This window comes from Dyadobacter bucti (genome assembly GCF_005869225.1).
Classification (GTDB): Bacteria; Bacteroidota; Bacteroidia; order Cytophagales; family Spirosomataceae; genus Dyadobacter; species Dyadobacter bucti.
The window spans coordinates 255,764-276,860 of record NZ_SWFP01000009.1; the positions used below are offsets into that span (position 1 = coordinate 255,764).

Sequence of the window (21,097 nt, forward strand, 5' to 3'; positions counted from 1 at the left end):
TGATGTTTTTTTAACAACGCCATAAACATGTATTTGTTTTGAAATTGGCTTTAATTCAAGTGATTCCAGATTACATCGTACACTTCAGGTGCCTCCATCTCTGATTTTCCAAGAGGAGAATCGGTGATGCAGATCGGGTAAAATTCCTTTGGCACATTCGGGCTTCCGTGTGAACCTTTTACAAGCGTTGCATCCAGCGGGATCACATCCATGAGATACCGGAAACCCAGCAGCTTCCGGGCAAGTTTATAACCCGCTCTGAGTTTGATCAGCGGATTTTTCGGGTCCATAAACATCTCTACCGGATCATAGCCCGGCTTGCGGTGAATGTCTACCAGATGTGCGTAATCAGGAGCCTTGGCATCGTCGAGCCAGTAGTAATAGGTAAACCAGCTATCTGGTTTGGCCACAACCACAATGTCGCCGGAGCGCTCATGATCGATATGATATGCTTTTTGAGCGTCCTTATCCAGGATCAGGTCAATTCCCGGTGTGCTTTTCAGAACACGGATAACCTGCTCTTTTACAGTAGGATCGTTCAAATAAATGTGGGCGATCTGATGATCGGATGAAGCAAACGCTTTGGAGGCACCTGCGTCGAGCAACTCGTACCAGCGTTCGGTCCTTACCGAAATAAGTCCTTCATTTCTTAAGATACGATTGATATGGATCGGATTGCTTACCGGATTGATCCCATACTCCGAGAGCAGGACTATTTTTGCATTTTTGGCCTCATAAAACTTCACCAGTTCTTCCACAACCTGATCGATCTCATTTAATTCTTTGCTGATCTTCGAAAAGTCAGGGCCGAATTTCTGGAGACAATAATCCAGGTGCGGCAAGTAAATGAGCGTCAGCGTAGGGTTGTGCTTGTCGTCTACCCACATGGAAGAGTCTGCTATCCATTTGGTGGATTTGATATTGGCATTAGGTCCCCAGAAATTAAACAGTGGAAACTGGCCAAGATCCTTTTGCAGCTCGTCCCGCAGCTCTGGCGGATATGCGTAGCAATCAGGTGCTTTTACACCATCGGCATGATATTGAGGTCGGGGCGTTACCGAAAAATCGGCGGTCGAGTACATATTGTACCACCAGAACATTTTGGCACAAGTAAACTTGGGATCAAGTTTTTTTGCAGCCTCCCAGATTTTTTCTCCTTTTACCAGTTTGTTGGATTGTTTCCAGAACTTGATCTCGGAATCTTCCCTGTCGTACCAGCCATTACCGACGATACCGTTTTCAGCAGGCCATTTCCCGGTTATATAGGTGCTTTGTGAAGTGGTGGTCACAGCGGGGAGGACTGGTTTGATCGGTGTTATGTGGCGGTCTTTCACATAATTCAACAGGAAAGGAGTATGCTCGCCGATCAGGTTTGCGCTCAGTGCGACAATATCAATGACAACAGTCTTATTCATCAGTAATTAAGTATTTTTTTCACCCACTCGAGTTCCCTCACAATGGATTCTCCGATTGGCTTTTGCATGTCTTGCGGCAATACGCCCCAGGTATATGTTTCCACTTCCAAAAATGAGGAAAACGGTGTTTGCCGGTGAATAGCCAATGTTTTGACAATATCTCCCTGAGTTGAATCCAGTACGCCATAGGAATTGACAAACAACGGAACGTGGAAATGAACCCGCCACTCTTCATGTTCCGGGTTCCAGTCAGCGAGCGCTTCGGTAAGATCGGGATAGTGTTTATTGTTTTCACCGGATACTCTTGCCACAACCTGATGCAGATAAACGGGCTCATTGAAAGTTTCAATTGCTTTTCGTTTGATCTCTTTTTCGGTTGAAAAATTAACTTTCAGCGCAGAGCTCACCTGTATCCGGCCCACTTGTATGCCAACCTCTTTCAGCGAACCCAGGATTTGTATTGGATCCTCATAACCTACCGCAGCGTGACAAATATCGTAGCAAAGCTGAATATGTTTGAGAATGATTTGTTTTGCTTCTGATTCATCAAAGGCATATTTTGAAATCAGATATTGGATTCCTTCGGGCAGGAGTATGTCTTTGTACCAGCTTACGAAATCCGCGGTATTGTCAAGAATTCCGTCCGGTTCCGGTTCAATGTCGAGATGCAGCAATTTTCCCGTTTCTTTTTCGATCCGGATCAATTCATCCAGTAGTTCCAGGATGTGTTTGGTCGCAGCAGCAGTGGCTTCTTGTTTTTCAGTTTCTGTTTTCCACCATAACCTGTAGGAAAGGGGAGGAGTGGAAACACCGCCATGCATATCGGCCGGAAGGAGTTTTGCCAGGACATTAAAGAGCCGGATGGTATAGTCTCTCCGGTCCGTGGTGGTCCAGTCAGGGGTGTGCACATCGTCTTTCACCACGGTATTATGAAAACCTCCGTAGGGAAATCCGTTGATCACGAACACGTAAACATTCTGCTGTCGCAGCCATTCTTTGAATTCCGCGATAACTTCCGGCTTGCTCAGTTCTATGGAAGCTTCATTGGCAACCCGCAGGCCGAGGCCGAATGGCTCACCGGGAGCGAGCTGCTCACGGATAAATGGAATATTTTCCTGCAAAGTCCTGAAATGGTCCGCCCATTTTTCACCAGGATGAATGTTGCTGCAATACGTTAAGTGACCGTGAGGGGTATTCATAAATGTACTTTTAAATCTTCACATCGATGGTAGCAGGCTGGGCAGAAAATGCTTCCAGGTAATCCACCGATTTTGCAATAATATCCGCATCCAGCTCATGAACTTCTACGCCATGCCCAATTTTTTCCAGAAGCATGATCGTAAGCCTGCCGCCTAAATGTTCCCTGAATTCCTGCAGACCATTGCGAAGATTTATTTTATCATTTTCGGCCAGTTTGCTATGATAAAGCTCAAAACCGAGTTTTGTTAATACGTCCAGAATCCGGTTCAGGTCTGCTTGCGGCAGCTTGCCGATCTTCGTGGCGTATACACAGTCCAGTGCAATTCCGATCGCAACTGCTTCACCGTGACGAACTTCGAAATTCGTCAGATATTCAAGCTTATGAGCTGCCCAGTGCCCAAAGTCCAAAGGACGGGAAGAGCCAAATTCAAATGGGTCTCCGCCGGCAATATGCGCTGTGTGCATTTCGGCACATTTATGGATCAGATAAGCCATCGCGTCCTCGTCGCGATGAGCAAGTGACACGGCACGTTCTTCGAGCCATTCAAAAAATGTTACGTCTTTGATCAATGCCACTTTGAGGGCTTCCGCAATACCCGAGCGCCAGTCGCGGTCGTCAAGACTTCTCAAAAAGGTAAGGTCATTGAACACAGCAACCGGAGGCGCAAATGTTCCCAGGAAATTCTTCTTGCCGTGAAAGTTGATACTGTTTTTTACACCAACTCCCGAATCGTTCTGGGCAAGTACCGTTGTAGGAATGCGGATGAGTTTGATACCTCGGTGCGAAACTGCCGCGGCATAACCGACCATGTCGAGAACGGCCCCGCCGCCAATGCCTATTACGAAAGAATGTCTGTCAATTCCATAGATATCGACCGCCGCAGCGATCCTCTCAAAATGAGCCGGATCGTTTTTCGACGCCTCTCCACCGGGGACTTCGATAATCTCCGGGGCTAACTGTATATGTGAAACGGAGCTTGCAAAATATGCTCGTACCTGGTCGCGGAGTTCCGGATAATTGGCCAGAAATCCTTCGTCAGCCACGATGAGGGCTTTACGCTGAAATCCCTGTTCCTGATAATTATTAAAAAAATCTCTGAGCAGGGGATTGTTTTGGTCAAATAATCGATGAGTGAAGAATACAGCGTAATTGTATTCAATCTGAAATTTTTGTTGTATGGTTTGCATTGAAATCGGCATCAGGCACAGGTAAATATACTCACTAACTTTTTTAGAACGCTGAAAAGAGAATTCACCTCATTAATTTAAATTATAATTAAATTAAAATTGATGAGGCTGACAGAAGGATCAGGGCCGTTTATTTTCTTTTCCTGATAAAGACTTTTTTTTAACAAAAAACCATTACATCAGTCTACACTAAATCCAATTACCTGGCTCAAAGTTCCTGTAGCATTCTCACATTTCCTTTCGGCTGCACCTAAGTGACTGCAAAGATCTTCGCCAGAAGTATAGAGAGAGGTAGTAATGCCAATACAGCCAGAGCAAGCGGCCACAGCCCGAAGGCTACGCACCAGGACGCGTTCATCACGATCAGCGATATTACCCCGGACTTCACCGCCTTTCCGATCATCGGGCCAACCGGATTCTGGATAGCGTTCCAGAGCGGCCTGCCGATAAGCGATGCATGAAGAAGTACAAAAGGCAGTGCAAAAAGAATGTTGCCTTGCTGCTGAGCTACCGTAAGCTGCGCGGTCAGCACCATGAGATAAAGTGCGGCTGCTATGTAGAGCGTCCGTTTTTTACCCCCATGCACTTCATCCTGACTGATCAAAGTGATGGCACCTATGTAGGCAATCGGCAAAAGTGCTATGAATCCCCATTTCTGAATCGATTCGGGTAATACGCTCATGCCTAGAATGAGATTCCCGCCACGGCAGAGACCCATCGTCAGCGGACCAAAAAACACATGATGCTTTGCTATACGGTTGTATAATATGGTTAGCATCGCCACCACAATCGCGATCATACCGCTGGTAACACTGTACATAGCGGCCATGAATATACCAAAAAACAAAAGGGAAATGCCGAGCAAAACAGCCGATTTAAGAGGCACTTTTCCACTGGGAATAGGCCGTTCGGGGCGTTCTATGCTGTCAAGCTGTGCATCAAAAACATCGTTCATGACCACACCACCTCCATACAGACCCAAGGTCGACAGCACCAAGTATACGGGAGAAAAACTCGAAAATGTAAATTGTGCAATTGCCATCCCGGCCAGGATATCGGCCACAGCGGTAACCAGGTTCGCAGGCCGCGTTAACTGCAGGTAGGGTTTTAAGCTGCTCACTATTATTGGATTACTAATGAATCTTTTGTCGGCGCAGGCTGCTGGCCGCCTCTTAAAATACTGTTGCCCTGGAATTTTTCTGTCTGGTCAATTGAAAAACCGGATTCGAAATCACTGACATCGATCTGGCCGCTTTTCCCAAAAGCATCGATCGCATTCTGATAAGTGACTAGCCGGATTGTTTCGTCTGAGATCCCGCGCATTTTCATCAGGGCGGCGGTTTTAGGAATAGCCAGCGGGTCGGATATGCCCCAGTCGGCTGCTGAGTTCACCATAATCCTTTCCGGGCCATATTGTTCCACCACTTTCACCATCCGCTCATTTCCCATTTTTGTAAAAGGGTAAATAGTAAAAGCAGCCCAAAATCCCTGGTCCAGGACACTTTTAACCGTTTCCTCATTATTATGGTCTACGATCACCCAGGACGGGTCAATGCCGTGTTCAAGGGCAATGGCCATACTTCTTTCCGTACCTTTCTTTTTGTCGCGGTGCGGCGTATGGATCTGAACCGGCAGTTTTGCGTCTTTGGCAAGTTCCAGTTGCAGGCGGTAATATTTTTCTTCTGCGGGCGTCTGATCATCAAAACCGATCTCGCCTACCCCGACAACGCCTTCTTTATACACATACAAAGGAAGGATCTCCATCACCTGTTCAGCCAACGGCTCATTATTGGCTTCCCGGGAATTAAGTCCCATCGTGCAGTAATGTTTGATCCCGAACTGGGCCGAGCGGAACCTTTCCCAGCCGACCAGGCTGCTATAATAATCTTTAAAACTGGATAAGCCCGTCCGCGGCTGCCCGACCCAGAATGCGGGTTCGATCAAAGCGACTATTCCGGCCTGGTGCATCGCCTGATAATCGTCCGTGGTGCGGGAAACCATGTGGATATGCGGATCGAAAAACCGCATTCCTTTGATCAGGTCCTTGTAGTCCTTCCACTCAATATCGCGGTGCGCGGGAGTTGTATTTACTTCTTCGCTATCTTCAAAATGCGAAGGGTTGGGTGAGGTATCGTTATGGTTGAGGCACATAATATGGTATGGTCAAGGTTCCAGGCTGGCCCAGGTTATTTCACCGGATCTCACAGATTTTTCGAGGTCTGTGTATTTAGCCAAAAGATAATTTGCAGATGCAAGGTTAGCTTCTTTGCAAGCGAGCGCAGCAGCTTTGCGGTCATTTTCATTTGCTGACTGAAAAAGATGCTGCATATCAGCCAGTAAAGCATTATTCATGAATTTGCCAACCAGCCGCCAAACTTGCGCGGGAACCGTACGCCCGGCAGCCCAGCGTTCATGGGCAAAATCCGAAAGAGTGACAGCGAGCTTTTCGTTCGACCTGTTGTCAAGGCCCTCAATAAAATGGATAGGCTTGTCATTAAAAATCGTTTTCAGCACGAGCTGGTTCCAGGCCAGTTCACTGAAATATTGTTCGGGATAGGGATTATGCAAGGCGATCGCGTCAAAAACAAAACCCATATTGGACCTTACCGCATCAGTAGCCTTGAAAAGCCATTGGTCAGGGTAAGACAGAACCGGCAGGGCGGAGTAAAGTGCTACGAGTTCGTTCATTTCGGCCGTATCGAAAAGCGTTTCTATATTTTTTACATATTCGTTCCGGTCAGAAGAATCCAGTTGTGTCAGCAGCCAAACCCTCCCTAACCTTACCAGTGACCAGCCTTCAACAGAAAAGCCGGCGATCTCTGAACTTAGTCCAAACCGCTCTTCTTCTGATGTATGGATTATTTTTTTTGCGAGAAACCTCGGTGCCGCCACGAACGCGGTCATAAGTTCAAGCGGGCTTGATGTGCTTTTCTGAAGCAACCATTCAGCCTCCGTACCAGAGCTGTTCCGGGTGATGATGCCCCAAAGCTTTTGTTTTAAAATGTCGGACATAACGAATTAAAAATAAATCCGATTTATCGGGGGTGTTACTTTGAAAATCATGCTAAACGGGTAATTATTAATAAATACAGTTTATAGGTATAAGTTTCTTTCGCGCTCTTGGTAACACTTTATTTATGTGAAAAGCTCGATCTTACCTTTGATAGAGGCATTTTTAATGAAAATCTAATCGGTTCGCATCCTGAATCCTAAAAATCAAACTCCAGGACTTCGGGGTCATTGAGAAGCTGTGCGGTCAGCTGATCGTGTTTGATCTGCGGACCTTGAAGCGTCCAGCTCCCCGTGATATGATTCTGTGACCGGTTTTGCTCGCCCCTCAGGATTTTCAGTTCATATTGCTTAAAAAGGTCTTCATAGGTTTTCAGGGTTTTCATCTGGTACACACACATCAGCCTGTAATTTCGGATCTGGCTTCTCTTGCGGATAAACCTTTGGACCGGTGTAAGCACGACAAGCGAAAGTCCGGAAATGACGAATGAAGCAATGGAAACCTCATAAAAACCCGCACCGATCCCCATTCCCAAAGCAGCGGTTACCCACACGATCGCAGCAGTGGTAATCCCGACGACCCGGTTGTTTTCCCGGAAAATAATCCCTGCACCTATGAATCCGATACCCGTAACGATATTAGCTGCGATCCGACCGGCATCCGAGCTTATTTTAATGGATAATATCGTAAAAAGCGTTGACCCTACTGCGATCAGGATCATTGTTCTCAGTCCGGCAGACTTGCTGCGGTACTCCCGTTCGGTACCGATAATAGAGCCAATAACGAAAGAGAGCAGCAGTTTGAAAATATCTTCCGGTAATAATTCCATATCGTTAACTATGTTTTATCATAATTAAGAGCCGGAAAGGTATCTAATCTCCCGGCTCTTAAAAATGATTCTGATCATTTGTATTCTACATTGTGAAAACACACCGTCAGATGTTCTTAATAAGTTCTTCGAGCTCTTTTGACTCTATATTGTCTTTTTCTGATTTATCATAAATAGAAAGTAGTACAACTGTTTTTTTCATTGAAAAAATGCAGCTTATAACCCTGGCTCCTCCACTTTTACCTTTTCCTTTACTCTTTATGGAAAGTCTGATTTTGAAACAATCTTTTCCAAGCGGAGTACCTTGAAACGGATTCTTAAATAAACTCTCGGCAAGTTGGAGCATATCTTCCTTAATTGACGGATACTTTTTTGATAACCGTTTTAGACCTTTGGCGAAGTTTTCAGAGGCACTTATTTCAAAGTTCATTCAGGATATCCTTAATAGGACGGGTGTTTAAAGTGCCGCTTTGCAGGGCAACAAAGTCCTCTTTGAAATCTTCAAAAATTTTAGATTTGGAAGGCTCTTGATCATCATAAGTTGTTTCCTGTAATACTGAGACCAACTTTTCCCGTTCCGCCCTTGGTAATTGCCGGACAAGCTCAGCAAGCTGCTTGAAAGTCAGGTGCAGGTTAAAATTTAATGTTGTTTCCATTCGGATGATTGTTTTCCCAAATTTACAAAATGCCCGGCGACATTAGCTATTCATCAGATCTTCGATCTCTTCCGCCTCAATCGGAATGTGTGCCATCAGGTCGGTATTGCCATTTTCAGTGATCAGGATGTCGTTTTCCAGACGGATCCCCAATCCTTCTTCCCGGATGTAGATCCCAGGCTCACAGGTAAAAACCATCCCTGGCTCGAAGCGACGGTATTTATTTCCCACATCATGAATATCCAGTCCAAGAAAATGGGATGTACCGTGCGGGAAGTACTTTTTATAGGCAGGCCATTCGGGGTCCTGTTTTTCGATCATTTCCTTGGTCAGCAGGCCCAGTCTGATCAGTTCGCTTTCCATCACCTTGCCAACTTCCACATGGTATTCGTCCCAGATATTGCCCGTTACCAGCATGCTCCTCGACGCTTTGAAAACACGTAACACCGCGTCGTAAACTTCCCTTTGACGCTTGGTGAAACGACCGTTTACAGGAATACTGCGTGTAAGATCGGCTCCGTAATTAGCATATTCCGCGGCTACATCCAGAAGTAAAATGTCACCATCCTTACAAGGCTGGTCATTTTGTATATAATGTAAAACGCAGGCATTGGCGCCGGAAGCGATAATCGGCTGGTAGGAAAAACCTCTGGAACGGTTTCTGACAAACTCATGCAAAAGCTCGGCCTCCACCTCAAATTCCTGCACACCCGGTTTTACAAATTTTAAAAGTCTTTCAAACCCAAGCTTTGTAATGTCGCATGCTTTTTGAAGCAGTTCAACTTCAACAGATTGTTTTATGGCACGCAGCTGATGCATCAAAGGCGCAAGTCTGACCAGATTATGGATCGGGTATTTTTCTTTAAAATCAACAATATACCTTGCTTCCCGGGTTTGCACAGCAGAATCGTTGCGGGTATGTTCATTGGTATTGAGGTATACATTTTCAGCTTCAAATACAATTCCTTTGAAAACCGTTTCAAATTGATGTGTCCAGAAAATCGTTTGGATTCCTGATACTTGTCTTGCCTGTTCTTTAGTGAGTTTTTCTCCTTCCCATACAGCGATCAGTTCGTTCGTTTCGCGAACAAAAAGCACTTCACGAAACTTGGGATCGGGATGGTTGGGAGAGATAAGCAGGACCGTTTCTTCCTGGTCCACCCCGGTCAGGTAAAACAAATCGGGGTTCTGTTTGAAACCCATCGACCCATCGGCGCTGGTTGGCATGATGTCATTGGCATTCAGGATTACCAAAGATTTGGGTTTCAGTATTTCCGCAAGCCGGCGGCGGTTTTCTATAAACAGGGATTTGTCAATCGGGGAGTAACGCATAAAGGGTAAATTTTGTAACTGGTAATATAATTTGCAAAATTACGTTTATCTTGTTCAAGAATTGCATTGAAAAGAACCGAAAAATTGCCTGTAGCCAAATATTAATTGGTTAAATTAGGGAGTCGATATTTTCAAAACACACCCCAAAATACCTAACAATACTGCTATTTAATGAAAAGAATTTTTTCTCTGGCGCTCGTATTATTGCCTTGCCTGTTGTCGGCAAGCCCAAAGTACTGGATTTATCTGAAAAGCAAAGACCTTAATGCAACCCCCGCGGTATCTTCTCTGACATTAGAGAACCGCCAGAAATTGGGGCTGATTACTTCGGACGAGCTGGATCTACCAATTAAAAGAGAATACGAACTGGCACTCTGCGATCAGTCTGTAAAAATAATCAACCGCTCCAAATGGTTAAATGCAGTTTCGGCGGTACTGACCAGTGAGCAGGCCACGAAAATTAGGGATCTTGATTTTGTTCAGGAAGTAGTGCCCATTGACCCTGGTTTTTACATTGCCCGGACGAAGGCTATTGAGAAAGCACAGATGGCTCCTGTGATGTCGCAGGTTCAGGCCAGTGCGTTTCTGAAAGAAGGCATTACAGCCAAAGATGTAACGATAGGTGTAATCGATGCAGGTTTCTATGGTGCGGATTCTTCTCTGTCCTTAACCCAGATTTTTTCCAACAAACGTGTTCTCGGTATCCGTGACTATGTAAAGCCTGGTAGGGCAGGAGACCTGCTGTTCAGTACTGCAGAATCTTTCTCGGATATGCATGGTACAGAAGTACTGGCAGCGATTGCAGGAATTGATGACCAGGATCAGGTCCAGTATGGCATGGCGACCAATGCAAAATTCTATCTGGCAAGGACAGACTATTCGCTGCGAGAGTACAGGGGTGAAGAAGATAACTGGATTGCTGCTATGGAATGGATGGACAGCCTTGGAGTTCGTCTGATCAATACTTCTCTGGGCTATGCCAAAGGATTTTCCGACCCGAGAGAAAATTACATTCCGTCTCAGATGGATGGAAAAACCAGTGCCATCACACGTGCTGCGCAAATTGCTTCTGATAAAAAAGGTATTATGCTGATCGTTTCGGCAGGGAATGAGGGTGATGATAAAAGTTGGGGAATAGTATCTGCGCCAGCGGATGCCAAAGGCGTTTTGTCTGTAGGTGCCACAAACGGGAAACTATGGAACCGGATCGGTTACAGCAGTACCGGCCCCGAATTTTTGTCTTATGTAAAGCCGAATGTTTCCTGCTTTTCATTATACGGGACATCTTTATCCGCTCCGGTGATCACTGGTTTTGCGGCGTGTATCCTACAAGCCAATCCGAAATTATCCAATAAGGAATTAATTGACCTCATAGAAAAATCAGCCCATTTATATCCTTACGGCAATAATTTTGTCGGTTATGGTGTTCCACTCGCTTCCCGTGCATTGGCATTGGCGAAAGCGCCGTACTTACCCAGTAACTCCCGTTTCGTGACCGCAAAGGGTAAAAACTTCGAAATTGATGTGGTCAGCCAGGATTCACTGGTAGCGATTTATCGTAAAAAGAATAACAAAGATGTTCTTTCACAGCAGGTGGCCAAAGTTCAAAACGGCAAAGTATCCCTTAAACGCCAGAACGGCGAACGCTTCACCACGATCGACCTGAGGGATTCGGTGGTTGAAGTAGAATGGGATTAAACTCAATCTTTCGGCGCAGCTATTACTTTCTGAATTTCATCACCGGGATTTTTAGAGCATTTGTGTTTCTACAAAATGCTTTGAAAATCTTACACCCTCCTGGTCAGCGTTTACAAAGCACGCGGCAAAATCATTCTGGTGTTTGAAAATAGATGGGCTATCGGCTATGTTTCATTTCTTATTGCTATTCTATTTTTTAATACAATCATCCATAATACAATCGCTTTTTTATCGATTTGAAAATAATTTAATAATGTCCTTACGGACAAATTGAGCGCTTTAAGTGACGGTGTGGACGAGCACGCAAAATGATTTTTTGATTTTATTGACTGAACTATTGTCGGAATTATATATCTTTATTGCTTCGAAAACTTTAAAACAATTCTGTTTTATACTGTGAGATCTAACATTAATTCTGCAATTCTATCACCTAATCCCTATTAAAATGAATGCTTCTCGAAGAGACGTGTTGAAAATGGCGGGCGTAGCTCTGGCGGGCAGCGCTTTACCAACAGTGGCTATTTTGAATCCCAATCGTGCTTTTGCCGGGGTAAACAGTGAAACGTTGAAAGTAGGACTTATCGGTTGCGGCGGACGTGGTTCGGGTGCTGCCAATCAGGCGCTTAAAGCGGATCCCAACGTAGTTCTTCACGCTATGGGCGATATCTTTAAAGATAAACTGGATTCTTCGCTGGAAAACCTCACCAAAGTTCACGGTGCAAAAGTGAAGGTGGATGAAGGCCACAAGTTCGTAGGGTTTGATGCATTCAAAAAAGTATTGGATTCAGGGGTTGACGTAGTTATTCTTGCTACTCCTCCGCATTTCCGTCCGGAACATTTGACAGCTGCTATCAATGCAGGAAAACACGTTTTTTGTGAAAAACCTGTGGCGGTGGATGCACCTGGCGTACGTAAGGTACTGGATGCGGCTAAGTTGGCTAAGCAAAAAAATGTTTCTTTGATGTCCGGCTTTTGCTGGAGATACCATGAGCCAAAACGTGCAAGTTTTGGCAGGATCCTTGACGGCGCGGTTGGGGATATCTCTGCTATTTACAATACTTATGACACAGGAACGCTTTGGTCTTTCCCACGCGTAGCTGGCTGGACAGACGCTGAATATGTACTTCGCAACTGGACTTACTATACCTGGCTGGCTGGTGACCATATCGTCGAACAAGCTGTTCACAGTATCGATATGATGTCGTGGGCGATGGGAGGTAAATTGCCTTTATCGGCAGTCGGAACGGGTGGAAGACAAGTACGTACGGATTCATTGTTCGGTAACATCTTTGATCACTTCGCGGTAACCTACGAATATGCCAACGGTGTAAAAGGTTTCCACCATTCAAGACAACAGGCAAACTGCGAAAACAGTTACCTGGTTGAAACGATCGGTACAAAAGGACGTGCTATGGTAAACTGCGCGCGTAACGTACACGAAATCTACGGCCAGAACCCCTGGAAATACGAAGGTGCCCAGAATGATATGTACCAGACCGAGCATAACGAATTGTTTGCATCGATAAGAAGCGGCAAACATGTCAATGACGGTGAATTTATGGCGCAAAGCACACTGCTGGCTATCATGGGCAGAATGGCTGCGTATACAGGGAAGAGAGTTACCTGGGAAGAAGCAATGAACTCGACTGAAAAATTAGGTCCGGATACATATAGTTTTGATATGAAGCCGCCTGTTGTTGAAGTTGCTAAACCTGGTATAACTGCTTTTTCATAAAATGATGCAAAGAAGAGATTTTCTGAAAAACGGTGCTCTTGCAGCTACTGCCGCAACCGTAGGGACTTCAGTGATAACTTCTGCCGTAGCCTCTGGCATTACTGTTCCGCAAGCGAATCTCAACAATCCGCTTGCCCGGCCGATGGTAAAGAAAAGCCTTAAGTGGGGTATGGTGAAGGAGGATCTGTCTATTATGGACAAATTTAAATTGCTGAAAGACCTTGGCTACGACGGTGTTGAACTGGATTCTCCAGACAAGCTGGATATGAAGGAAGTGCTTGCAGCGAGAGACAAAACAGGGCTGGAACTACCTGGTACTGTGAACTCTATGCACTGGAAATTGCCACTTTCTGACCCTGATCCGAAGAAACGGGAAGAGTGCGTGAAATCGATTGAGAAAGCATTGCGTGATACCAAGCAGTATGGCGGTACTACGGTACTGGTTGTGCCGGGCGTGGTGAATGCCAATGTAACTTATGCAGAAGCATACGAACGCTCACAGGCAGAAATTCGCAAATTACTTCCGGTAGCAGAAGAAACGGGTGTAAAAATTGCTTTTGAAAATGTCTGGAACCAGTTTTTGCTGAGCCCGTTAGAAGCAGCGCGTTATGTGGATGAATTTAAACATCCGATGGTCGGCTGGTATTTTGATGTAGGTAATGTGTTGCGTTACAGTTGGCCTGTTTCCTGGATAGAAGCATTGGACAAGCGTATTCTAAAACTTGATTTAAAAGAATTCAGTTTTAAAAAGCAAAACGACCTGGGTCTCTGGAAGGGTTTCGATGTTGAATTCATGGAAGGCGACTGCAACTGGGCAGAAGTTAACAAAGCATTGCAAAAAATAGGATATTCGGGTTGGGCCTCAGCAGAGGTATCCGGCGGGGACAGAAAGCGTTTGCTGACGATCCGCGAGAAAATGGATCTTGTATTCAACGCATAATTCTTACCTGATTTGTATAGTGGAATAGCCCGGTCATGCCGGGCTATTTTGCGTTATAAGCCGAAATTTTGTTATTCTTGCATACCCAAATTCAACACACTATCAGTTCATGCCCAAAGAATTTCTCTCCTTCCTCGCGGAGGTAGCGCCTCTCAATGAAACCATCCAAACGGATTTTCTGCACAAATTAAAGCTTATACGTGTACCTCAGGGAAAGATCCTGCTTTCTGAAGGCGAAATCTGCGATAAACTTTGGTTCATCAAAGCAGGGCTTGCGCGCGGATGTTATCACATTGATCGCGGAGCGGGCAGGACCGACGAAGTTACCGAGTGGTTCGCCAGGGAAAACGATTTTTTTCACGCATTCGAAAGCTTCGTTAACGAGGTTCCGTCACGGGAATTTATTGAAACCCTGGAAGCATCTACGCTGATTTACATTACCCGTGCAGACCTGTACTATCTCTACGCAAAATATCCGGAAGTCTGCAATCTGGGCAGGATTATCGCTGAGCGTCACTGGCTGCTTCATAAAGAAAAACTTCGCGAAATGAGACTTCATTCAGCAGGAGAAAGGCTGGATATTTTCCACCGACAATCCAGAGACCTTTTTCTCCGCGTCCCCCAAAAATACATCGCATCCTATTTAGGGATCTCCGAAAACTACGTGAGCAAGCTCAAAGCCAGGTTCTGATTTTCTGGGTTTTTGTAGGTTCGAAGCTGGGTTTTTGGTTTAGGGGTGTAATAATTCGTGGTTTTATTTGTGTGTATCAAATGAAACCATGAAAAGGATCATCAGAACATTTATTCTACTATTAGCTGGAAGCCTCTGGTTGAGTTACGATGTCCAGGGCCAGGATCAGAAAAAGCCTCCTGAAACAGCAAAATCAAGTAAAGTTCCCATTGATTACAAGTGGGACGCGAGCGTGGATATGTATCATATATTCTGGGGTTATGGCATTATTATGCTGCGCTACGCTCCAAATAAAAATGGCGCATACCGATTTGTAATTAACAATATCAACATTGGAAAACGAAAGGATCAGCAGTACAGCGACTCACTGGGTAATCTGAACAATGAACCGCTGACCATTTATAAGAGGAAAAGTTATGATTTGAGTGTACAGGCTGGCTACGAATTCCATAGAACATCAGTCCGCCATCAGATATTCTATGGTTTAGACATGGACTTCTATGGGAATTTTTTCGATGAAGACCCCGCCAGCATTGTACAGTCCAGAATATACAATTTCGGAATAATACCATTCGCTGGTCTGAAATACCGGATTATTGACCGTCTTTCAGTGTCGGCAGAACTCAGTTGCTCATTACGCTACAATTTGGTTACGGGCTTCAATGAGCATAAAATCAAAGTACACAAGGGTCAGTCATGGGATTTCTCATTCAATTCTCTTCGCGTTATCAACCTTTCATATCACTTTTAATACTATGTCAGATGAAAAAGATTTTCACATCATGCAGCGTAATCTTGGTTTTTGTTTTATCAGCGATAATGGCAAGAGGTCAGGTGGTATCCATTACCTGCGGTGCTCCTGATTTCGGTTGTGTTGCATATCCAAATCAAACTTTGCACACTTTTATTGCGGCTATATCAAATTTCGGGCCTTGCTCCAATGGAAATAGTTGCCGATTTAAATGGGAAGTAACAAACGGAGTAATCGTCACCAACAATTCCACAACTTATGAAGCAGACGCTGCTAATATAATTACTGTTAAATGGAATAATGTTAATGGTATTGGTTCCGTCAAGGTGACAACCGCTAAAAGGGTGAGCAGTGTAGTTGGTTGCGAGAACTGTCCGGTAGGCTTAACCGCCACCAAAAATATCCCCATCAAATACCTTGGCACGCCCGGCAACATTAAGATCAACGGAAATGAATATGCAGGGAGCTACCAATTGAACTGCGGGTCTTCTCCGATTACAGTCTCAGTTGCACCCGTAACGAATGCTACGAGTTATGTCTGGTCGTATCCCGCGGGGTGGAGTCACAGTGGAAGCGGCAACACCATTGTGATAACACCGCACGCTAGTTCAAGCGGCACTATTAAAGTTACCGCATCCCGTAGTGATGTGGCGGGCCTGACAACCAGTTCGCAGCTTAATATTACCCGCCCGCTCCCTACAATTCCCGTCATCAATTCCGGAGCTATTTTGCTTTGTGCCCCGAAAGATATCACAGCCACAGCAAGCAATGCTACTTCCTATAATTGGGTTTCCACCGGAGGTATCACCGCAAGTTCTCCGGCAAAAACAAACACTGCTCATCTGACCGGTGTAAGTGATGGCACTGTTAAAGTTTCGGCTACTTCGGCTGTTTGTGGAGTTACTACTGCTTTTAGCATGCCGGTCCAGGTGAAAAGAAGTGCCCCGCTGGCTGCGGCGTTGATTGTTACTGAAAATGGCGGAGGTTCTCCGGACTTTATGTGTAACGGTTCAGGTGTTTCACTCAATGCTTATACAAGTGAACCTGAAACGAAATTCAGCGAGTGGACCGTCACTGACCCTGCCAATGCATTCCTGAACTACAGCGGCGGATCCGCCTATTTCAATTCTTACGTCAATAATTGCTATGGGATCGATGTGATAGTCAGCAATTGTTTTGGCTCTGTTCAAAAAGGAATTACGATTTGTGTCGATAATTGTTTCACGGACAAACCTGTTTATAAAGTATATCCCAACCCGGCCAATGACATTATCAATGTCACTTTTGATGCGGTTGCCGACATTCAGAGCCTGCCCGAAACCATCAGGGTTTTTAGTGAAGCTACGTCCAAAGAAGTCCGGAATATTGATCTTAAAGACGCTTATTCAGTTAGTACTTTTCCATCTGACCGAACCGTTTCGATTCCCGCCAACGACTTGCCGAAAGGAACTTACTACCTGCATTTCGAGCGCTCCAAATTGATTTTTGACAAGGTTCGGATCATACTTAAGTGACCGGATATTTATGTCTCAAATAAAATCACTCAATATGATCAGAGCATTTCACCTACTGCCAATCGGTATCTTTTGGCTCATGAATACTGTCTGTGCCCAGGATCAGCAAAAACCTCCGGAAAAAGTGAAATTGATAAAGAGTATTAACGACTACAAATGGGACGTCAGCCTTGATATGTACAGTTTATTCCGGGGCTATAGAAATGTGCTGTTGAAATATGCTCCCGAAGAAAAAGGAGCATATCGTCTTTCGGTCGACCATCATTTTATGGGCTATGCCGATGAGGCTTCTTATCGCGACTCGACGACAGGAGTTATCACTAATAAATCGCAAGTGGTTTACAAAGTCTGGAACTATTATGTGATAGCCCAATTGGGATACGAATTTCGAAAAAACTTGGGGCGGCATCAGCTATTTTACGGCGCCGATATTGGCGCCGATTTCCATTATTTAAAAGCCGAAGCTCCATATTCATATACATCAAGAAGATTGGATTGCGGAATTTCTCCGTTCGCCGGATTGAAATACAGGATCACAGATCGTTTGTCAATATCTGCGGAGACGGGCATTTCTGTAAACTATCATCGTGCGAGGGATGATGAACGACATCCTCATCCGATTATCACAAGTCGGAGATTCAGTAGCTATTTTGACCCGCTGAGTGCGATAAATATTAGTTATCATTTTTGACCTACTTCACCTTATACCGCGTCCGCGCATAATGCCTGAGCGTTGATATTTTTAGCTGATTATTTTTAATCTGAACCAGTTTATAATCCTTGGATTCTCCCTGCTTGTCGAGGAATCCTATGATACAGGATTCCTTTTCAGTACCTTTTCTGATTTCAACTTTTGGCATTATCCCAAAATTCGGAACGTTCAAAGTATCTTCGGCTTCCAGCTCCTTATACTGCATCTTGATCAAAAAATCGAAAGTCGCTTTGGTTTCATATACTTCAACGGCAAATTTCCAGTCGTTGAGCGGATCTTCCACTTTCTCGATAAAACTGGCGACAGGGCCGGTTCCTACTTCATCCCTTACAAGTGAAATAGTGTCATTAATGACAGTGACGGACCCGCTTTTTGCAGTATCAGAATTGTTTTGTTGATTACATGAAAAAATGACGAAAAGAATGAAAAGCCAGCAGTATTTCATCGGATAGTTTGTTTGGTTCGACGGTGTGGCAAGATATGCTACTTCAGGTGACTAATAAAACATTCTGCTCTTTGCATTGCAAATAAAGCTGGTCTGTTAATTTCGCGGACGACAAATCCTACTCTGATTTCTATCATGGCATTAAACTACATCTTCGTTGCTTTTTTCGTAATTGCTTTCTTGATTGCCTTGCTGAAATTTGTGCTGACAGGTGATGTGCAAACTTTCAAAGCAATTACAGAAGGCATGCTTGAAATGGCAAAGGTGGCCGTGATGGATATTGCCTTGCCGCTGACAGGCGTAATGACATTTTTCCTGGGAATACTGAATGTGGGTGAAAAAGCGGGCATCATTAATGTGCTGGCCCGGTTTATCGGCCCGTTTTTTAACAAGCTTTTTCCCGAAGTTCCCAAAGACCATCCTGCGAACGGTCAGATGATCATGAATTTTTCGGCTAATTTTCTGGGACTGGACAATGCCGCGACGCCTTTTGGCCTAAAAGCCATGCAAAGCCTGCAGGAATTAAATCCAAGCAAGGATACAGCTTCTAATGCCCAGATTATGTTTCTGGTGTTACATACTTCCGGTTTACAGATCATTCCTCTGTCGATCATTGCGCAAAGGGCTATTCTCGGCGCGGCGAGTCCTTCGGATATTTTTATCCCGTGTGTGGTAGGGACGTATGTGACCACGGTTGTAGGTATGATCATTACCGCCGCCTGGCAGCGGATTAACCTTTTTAACAGGACGGTCATGTTTGGGCTGGGAAGTGTAACGGCGGTTTTGGGGCTGGCACTGTGGTATATGGCGAATCTCCCGAAAGAGCAGATCGAAGCGATCTCTGTCTTTGTCGGCAACTCGGTACTGCTGGCAGTAGTCGCCGGGTTCCTTTTTTGGGGGATGTATAAAAAGGTGAATGTTTTCGAATCATTTATAGAAGGTGCAAAAGGAGGGTTCACCACTTCGGTGACTATCATCCCATATCTGGTCGGGCTGCTGGTTGCGATCAGCGCTTTCAGAAGCTGCGGGGCGATGGATTATGTGATCGACGGATTAAAATGGATGTTTTCTTTCTCAGGATTTAATACTGATTTTACTGACGCCCTTCCGGTTGCATTGATGAAGCCGCTGAGCGGCAGCGGTGCGCGTGCTTTGATGATTGATGCGATGAAGGAATTTGGCCCTGATTCTTTCGTCGGCAGGCTTGTATGCATTTTTCAGGGATCAGCTGATACAACCCTTTACATTGTCGCACTTTATTTCGGGTCTGTGGGTATTAAAAACACGAGATACGCAATTGTGGCCGGTTTGATAGCAGATCTGGTCGGAGTTTTGGCCGGAATCTGGCTTGGCTACCTCTTCTTTCATTAATTTTTATAGTCGGAACAAATCACCCTTTTACCCGGAAATGCAACCGTCCGTATAAAATGGATGGTTGTTTTTTATGGTATACACTAATATTGATTATCTAACTCAGAACAGCTTATGTTTAACTCGTTACTCAAATCCGCATTGGTGTTACTCATTATTTGCGGGGGTGCATTTTTGAATTCTGCGAATGCCCAAGCCAATGTTGAGCAGCCAGCCAATACTTACTCTCTTGAAGACTGTATCCGGATCGCGCTGGAGACCAATCCTCAGGTGAAGTTATCGGAATTACAAGTGCAAACGAATGAAAATATTTATGCGCAATCCAAGTGGCAGCGCTGGCCGAGTATCAGTTTCAGTGCAGGGCAGGGTTTCAGCTCCGGTAGAAATATTGACCCGTTTACCAACCAGTTTGTTCAGCAGAATATCAATTCAAATAATTACCAGCTGGGCGGGAGTATTACGCTTTTCAATGGTTTTCAGATAAAAAACAACATCAAACTAAATGATACCAATCTCAAAGCCAGTTCCAAAGATCTCGATGCAACCCGAAATGACATCATGCTCAATGTAGCACTGTCTTACCTTCAGGTAGTGACCAACGAGGAATTGATCGAGGTAGCAAAAAGACAGGTGGAAGCATCTGAACTTCAGGTTGCGAGAACAGCCAAACTGGTCGAGGCAGGCACCCTGGCCGAAGCGAACCTTCTGGACCTGAAAGCACAGCTTGCAAATGATGAACTAACGCTTGTCAATGCAGAGAATAATCTGGAAACAGCGAAACTGGGACTGAAACAATTGATGAATATGCCGGGTAGTGAGCAGATCAATGTAGTGAAAATACCTGTTGCCGATCCTGCACTCAGAGCTTACGATGCGTCGATCCAGGAAATATTTGATACCGCGCTCGGAAACCTGCCGCAAATGAAGGCGGCAAACCTGAGAATTGATGCCGCCAAAACAAACATTGACCTGGCGCGGGGAGCCGGAATGCCTTCCCTTACATTAAATGGAGGCGTTTATACAGCTTATTCCAGTGCCGCGCCAAAGGAGCGGTTTGTCTCGGACGGAACAGGAAACAAGGAAATAGAAGTCACCTCGCCTACGGACTACATTGTTTACAATAACGAACAGCTCCCGATTGTCCAGAAAGTGACAACCCCAAATGGCTCCCTGCGTTATTTCGGATATTTTGACCAGCTCAATTTCAACCGGAACTCAGCCATTAACCTAAACCTTACCATTCCGATTTTTACCAATTTCAGGGTAAAGTATAATGTGGCAAATGCCAGGATCCAGCAGAAAAACGCTGAATATCAGGCGCAACAGGTGCAACTGACCATCCGCAAAAATGTGGAGCAGGCCTATATTGATATGAACAATGCAGCCAAAAGATACTCCGCTACCGCCAATCAGGTGCAGGCACTACAGGAAACTTTCCGTGTATCGCAGGTCAGGTTCGACGTTGGGGCTATCAACTCGGTGGAGTATAATATCGCGAAAGCTAATCTCGACAAAGCAAACGGAAATTTGGTGCAAGCCAAATACGACTATGTGTTCCGGACGAAAATCCTTGATTTCTACATGAACAGGCCACTATCAGACTTTTAAGC

The 21,097-nt window shown here is 45.0% G+C and carries 20 protein-coding genes; 9 read left to right on the top strand and 11 right to left on the bottom strand.

What is annotated here, in order from left to right:
• Window positions 1-50: 50 nt before the first annotated feature.
• The 10 genes from FBF61_RS26855 to FBF61_RS26900 form a co-directional block, all read right to left on the bottom strand.
• The gene (locus FBF61_RS26855) at window positions 51-1,415 is read right to left on the bottom strand and encodes an alkaline phosphatase family protein (RefSeq protein ID WP_138483220.1); all 1,365 of its coding nucleotides are present in this window, start codon (window positions 1,413-1,415) and stop codon (window positions 51-53) included.
• A complete protein-coding gene (gene eboE, locus FBF61_RS26860; RefSeq protein ID WP_138483222.1) occupies window positions 1,415-2,614 on the bottom strand; it encodes a metabolite traffic protein EboE in 1,200 nt (399 codons plus the stop codon). The genes FBF61_RS26855 and eboE overlap by 1 nt, the downstream gene beginning before the upstream one ends.
• A 10-nt stretch (window positions 2,615-2,624) precedes the next feature.
• Window positions 2,625-3,803 (bottom strand): 3-dehydroquinate synthase, encoded by a 1,179-nt coding sequence (locus FBF61_RS26865; protein WP_138483224.1) that lies wholly within the window; start codon window positions 3,801-3,803, stop codon window positions 2,625-2,627.
• A 250-nt stretch (window positions 3,804-4,053) separates the two neighbouring features.
• Complete coding sequence (gene eboC, locus FBF61_RS26870) at window positions 4,054-4,923, bottom strand: UbiA-like protein EboC (RefSeq protein ID WP_138483226.1); 870 nt, start codon at window positions 4,921-4,923, stop codon at window positions 4,054-4,056.
• Between the two features lie 2 nt (window positions 4,924-4,925).
• Window positions 4,926-5,954 (bottom strand): TatD family hydrolase, encoded by a 1,029-nt coding sequence (locus FBF61_RS26875; RefSeq protein ID WP_138483228.1) that lies wholly within the window; start codon window positions 5,952-5,954, stop codon window positions 4,926-4,928.
• 12 nt (window positions 5,955-5,966) lie between these two features.
• Entirely contained in the window at window positions 5,967-6,815 is an 849-nt protein-coding gene (locus FBF61_RS26880) for an EboA domain-containing protein (protein ID WP_138483230.1), read from the bottom strand.
• A 197-nt stretch (window positions 6,816-7,012) separates the two neighbouring features.
• On the bottom strand, window positions 7,013-7,642 hold the full coding sequence (locus FBF61_RS26885; protein ID WP_138483232.1) for an MgtC/SapB family protein: 630 nt from the start codon (window positions 7,640-7,642) through the stop codon (window positions 7,013-7,015).
• A 106-nt stretch (window positions 7,643-7,748) separates the two neighbouring features.
• Window positions 7,749-8,072 carry a type II toxin-antitoxin system RelE/ParE family toxin gene (locus FBF61_RS26890; RefSeq protein WP_138483234.1) on the bottom strand — a complete coding sequence of 108 codons (324 nt, stop codon included), beginning with the start codon at window positions 8,070-8,072 and terminating at the stop codon, window positions 7,749-7,751.
• Window positions 8,062-8,298: a hypothetical protein gene (locus FBF61_RS26895; RefSeq protein ID WP_138483236.1), complete on the bottom strand. Its 237-nt coding sequence runs from the start codon at window positions 8,296-8,298 to the stop codon at window positions 8,062-8,064. Before FBF61_RS26895 ends, FBF61_RS26890 begins: the two co-directional genes overlap by 11 nt.
• A 42-nt stretch (window positions 8,299-8,340) precedes the next feature.
• On the bottom strand, window positions 8,341-9,630 hold the full coding sequence (locus tag FBF61_RS26900) for an aminopeptidase P family protein (RefSeq protein ID WP_138483238.1): 1,290 nt from the start codon (window positions 9,628-9,630) through the stop codon (window positions 8,341-8,343).
• A gap of 171 nt (window positions 9,631-9,801) precedes the next feature.
• Between FBF61_RS26900 and FBF61_RS26905 the strand changes: the two genes are divergently transcribed.
• The 7 genes from FBF61_RS26905 to FBF61_RS26935 all read left to right on the top strand — a co-directional run bounded on the left by FBF61_RS26905 (window position 9,802) and on the right by FBF61_RS26935 (window position 17,650).
• Window positions 9,802-11,328: a S8 family serine peptidase gene (locus tag FBF61_RS26905; RefSeq protein WP_138483240.1), complete on the top strand. Its 1,527-nt coding sequence runs from the start codon at window positions 9,802-9,804 to the stop codon at window positions 11,326-11,328.
• 475 nt (window positions 11,329-11,803) lie between these two features.
• Complete coding sequence (locus FBF61_RS26910; protein WP_138483445.1) at window positions 11,804-13,063, top strand: Gfo/Idh/MocA family protein; 1,260 nt, start codon at window positions 11,804-11,806, stop codon at window positions 13,061-13,063.
• Window position 13,064: 1 nt separating this feature from the next.
• A complete protein-coding gene (locus FBF61_RS26915; RefSeq protein WP_229215239.1) occupies window positions 13,065-14,003 on the top strand; it encodes a TIM barrel protein in 939 nt (312 codons plus the stop codon).
• A gap of 109 nt (window positions 14,004-14,112) precedes the next feature.
• Window positions 14,113-14,694, top strand: a complete 582-nt coding sequence (locus FBF61_RS26920; protein ID WP_138483242.1) for a Crp/Fnr family transcriptional regulator — start codon at window positions 14,113-14,115, stop codon at window positions 14,692-14,694.
• Window positions 14,695-14,782: 88 nt separating this feature from the next.
• Window positions 14,783-15,445, top strand: coding sequence for a hypothetical protein (locus FBF61_RS26925; RefSeq protein WP_138483244.1), 663 nt, complete (start codon window positions 14,783-14,785; stop codon window positions 15,443-15,445).
• 11 nt (window positions 15,446-15,456) lie between these two features.
• Window positions 15,457-16,959, top strand: a complete 1,503-nt coding sequence (locus FBF61_RS26930) for a PKD-like domain-containing protein (RefSeq protein ID WP_138483246.1) — start codon at window positions 15,457-15,459, stop codon at window positions 16,957-16,959.
• 79 nt (window positions 16,960-17,038) lie between these two features.
• On the top strand, window positions 17,039-17,650 hold the full coding sequence (locus FBF61_RS26935) for a hypothetical protein (protein ID WP_166444617.1): 612 nt from the start codon (window positions 17,039-17,041) through the stop codon (window positions 17,648-17,650).
• A 1-nt stretch (window position 17,651) separates the two neighbouring features.
• Here the strand turns inward: FBF61_RS26935 and FBF61_RS26940 are convergent, their stop codons facing one another.
• Window positions 17,652-18,116, bottom strand: coding sequence for a hypothetical protein (locus FBF61_RS26940; protein WP_138483250.1), 465 nt, complete (start codon window positions 18,114-18,116; stop codon window positions 17,652-17,654).
• 135 nt (window positions 18,117-18,251) lie between these two features.
• Here FBF61_RS26940 and FBF61_RS26945 point away from each other — a divergent pair, with 135 nt between their 5' ends.
• On the top strand, window positions 18,252-19,487 hold the full coding sequence (locus tag FBF61_RS26945) for a spore maturation protein (RefSeq protein ID WP_138483252.1): 1,236 nt from the start codon (window positions 18,252-18,254) through the stop codon (window positions 19,485-19,487).
• 114 nt (window positions 19,488-19,601) lie between these two features.
• Window positions 19,602-21,095, top strand: coding sequence for a TolC family protein (locus FBF61_RS26950; protein ID WP_138483255.1), 1,494 nt, complete (start codon window positions 19,602-19,604; stop codon window positions 21,093-21,095).
• Window positions 21,096-21,097 lie beyond the last annotated feature (2 nt).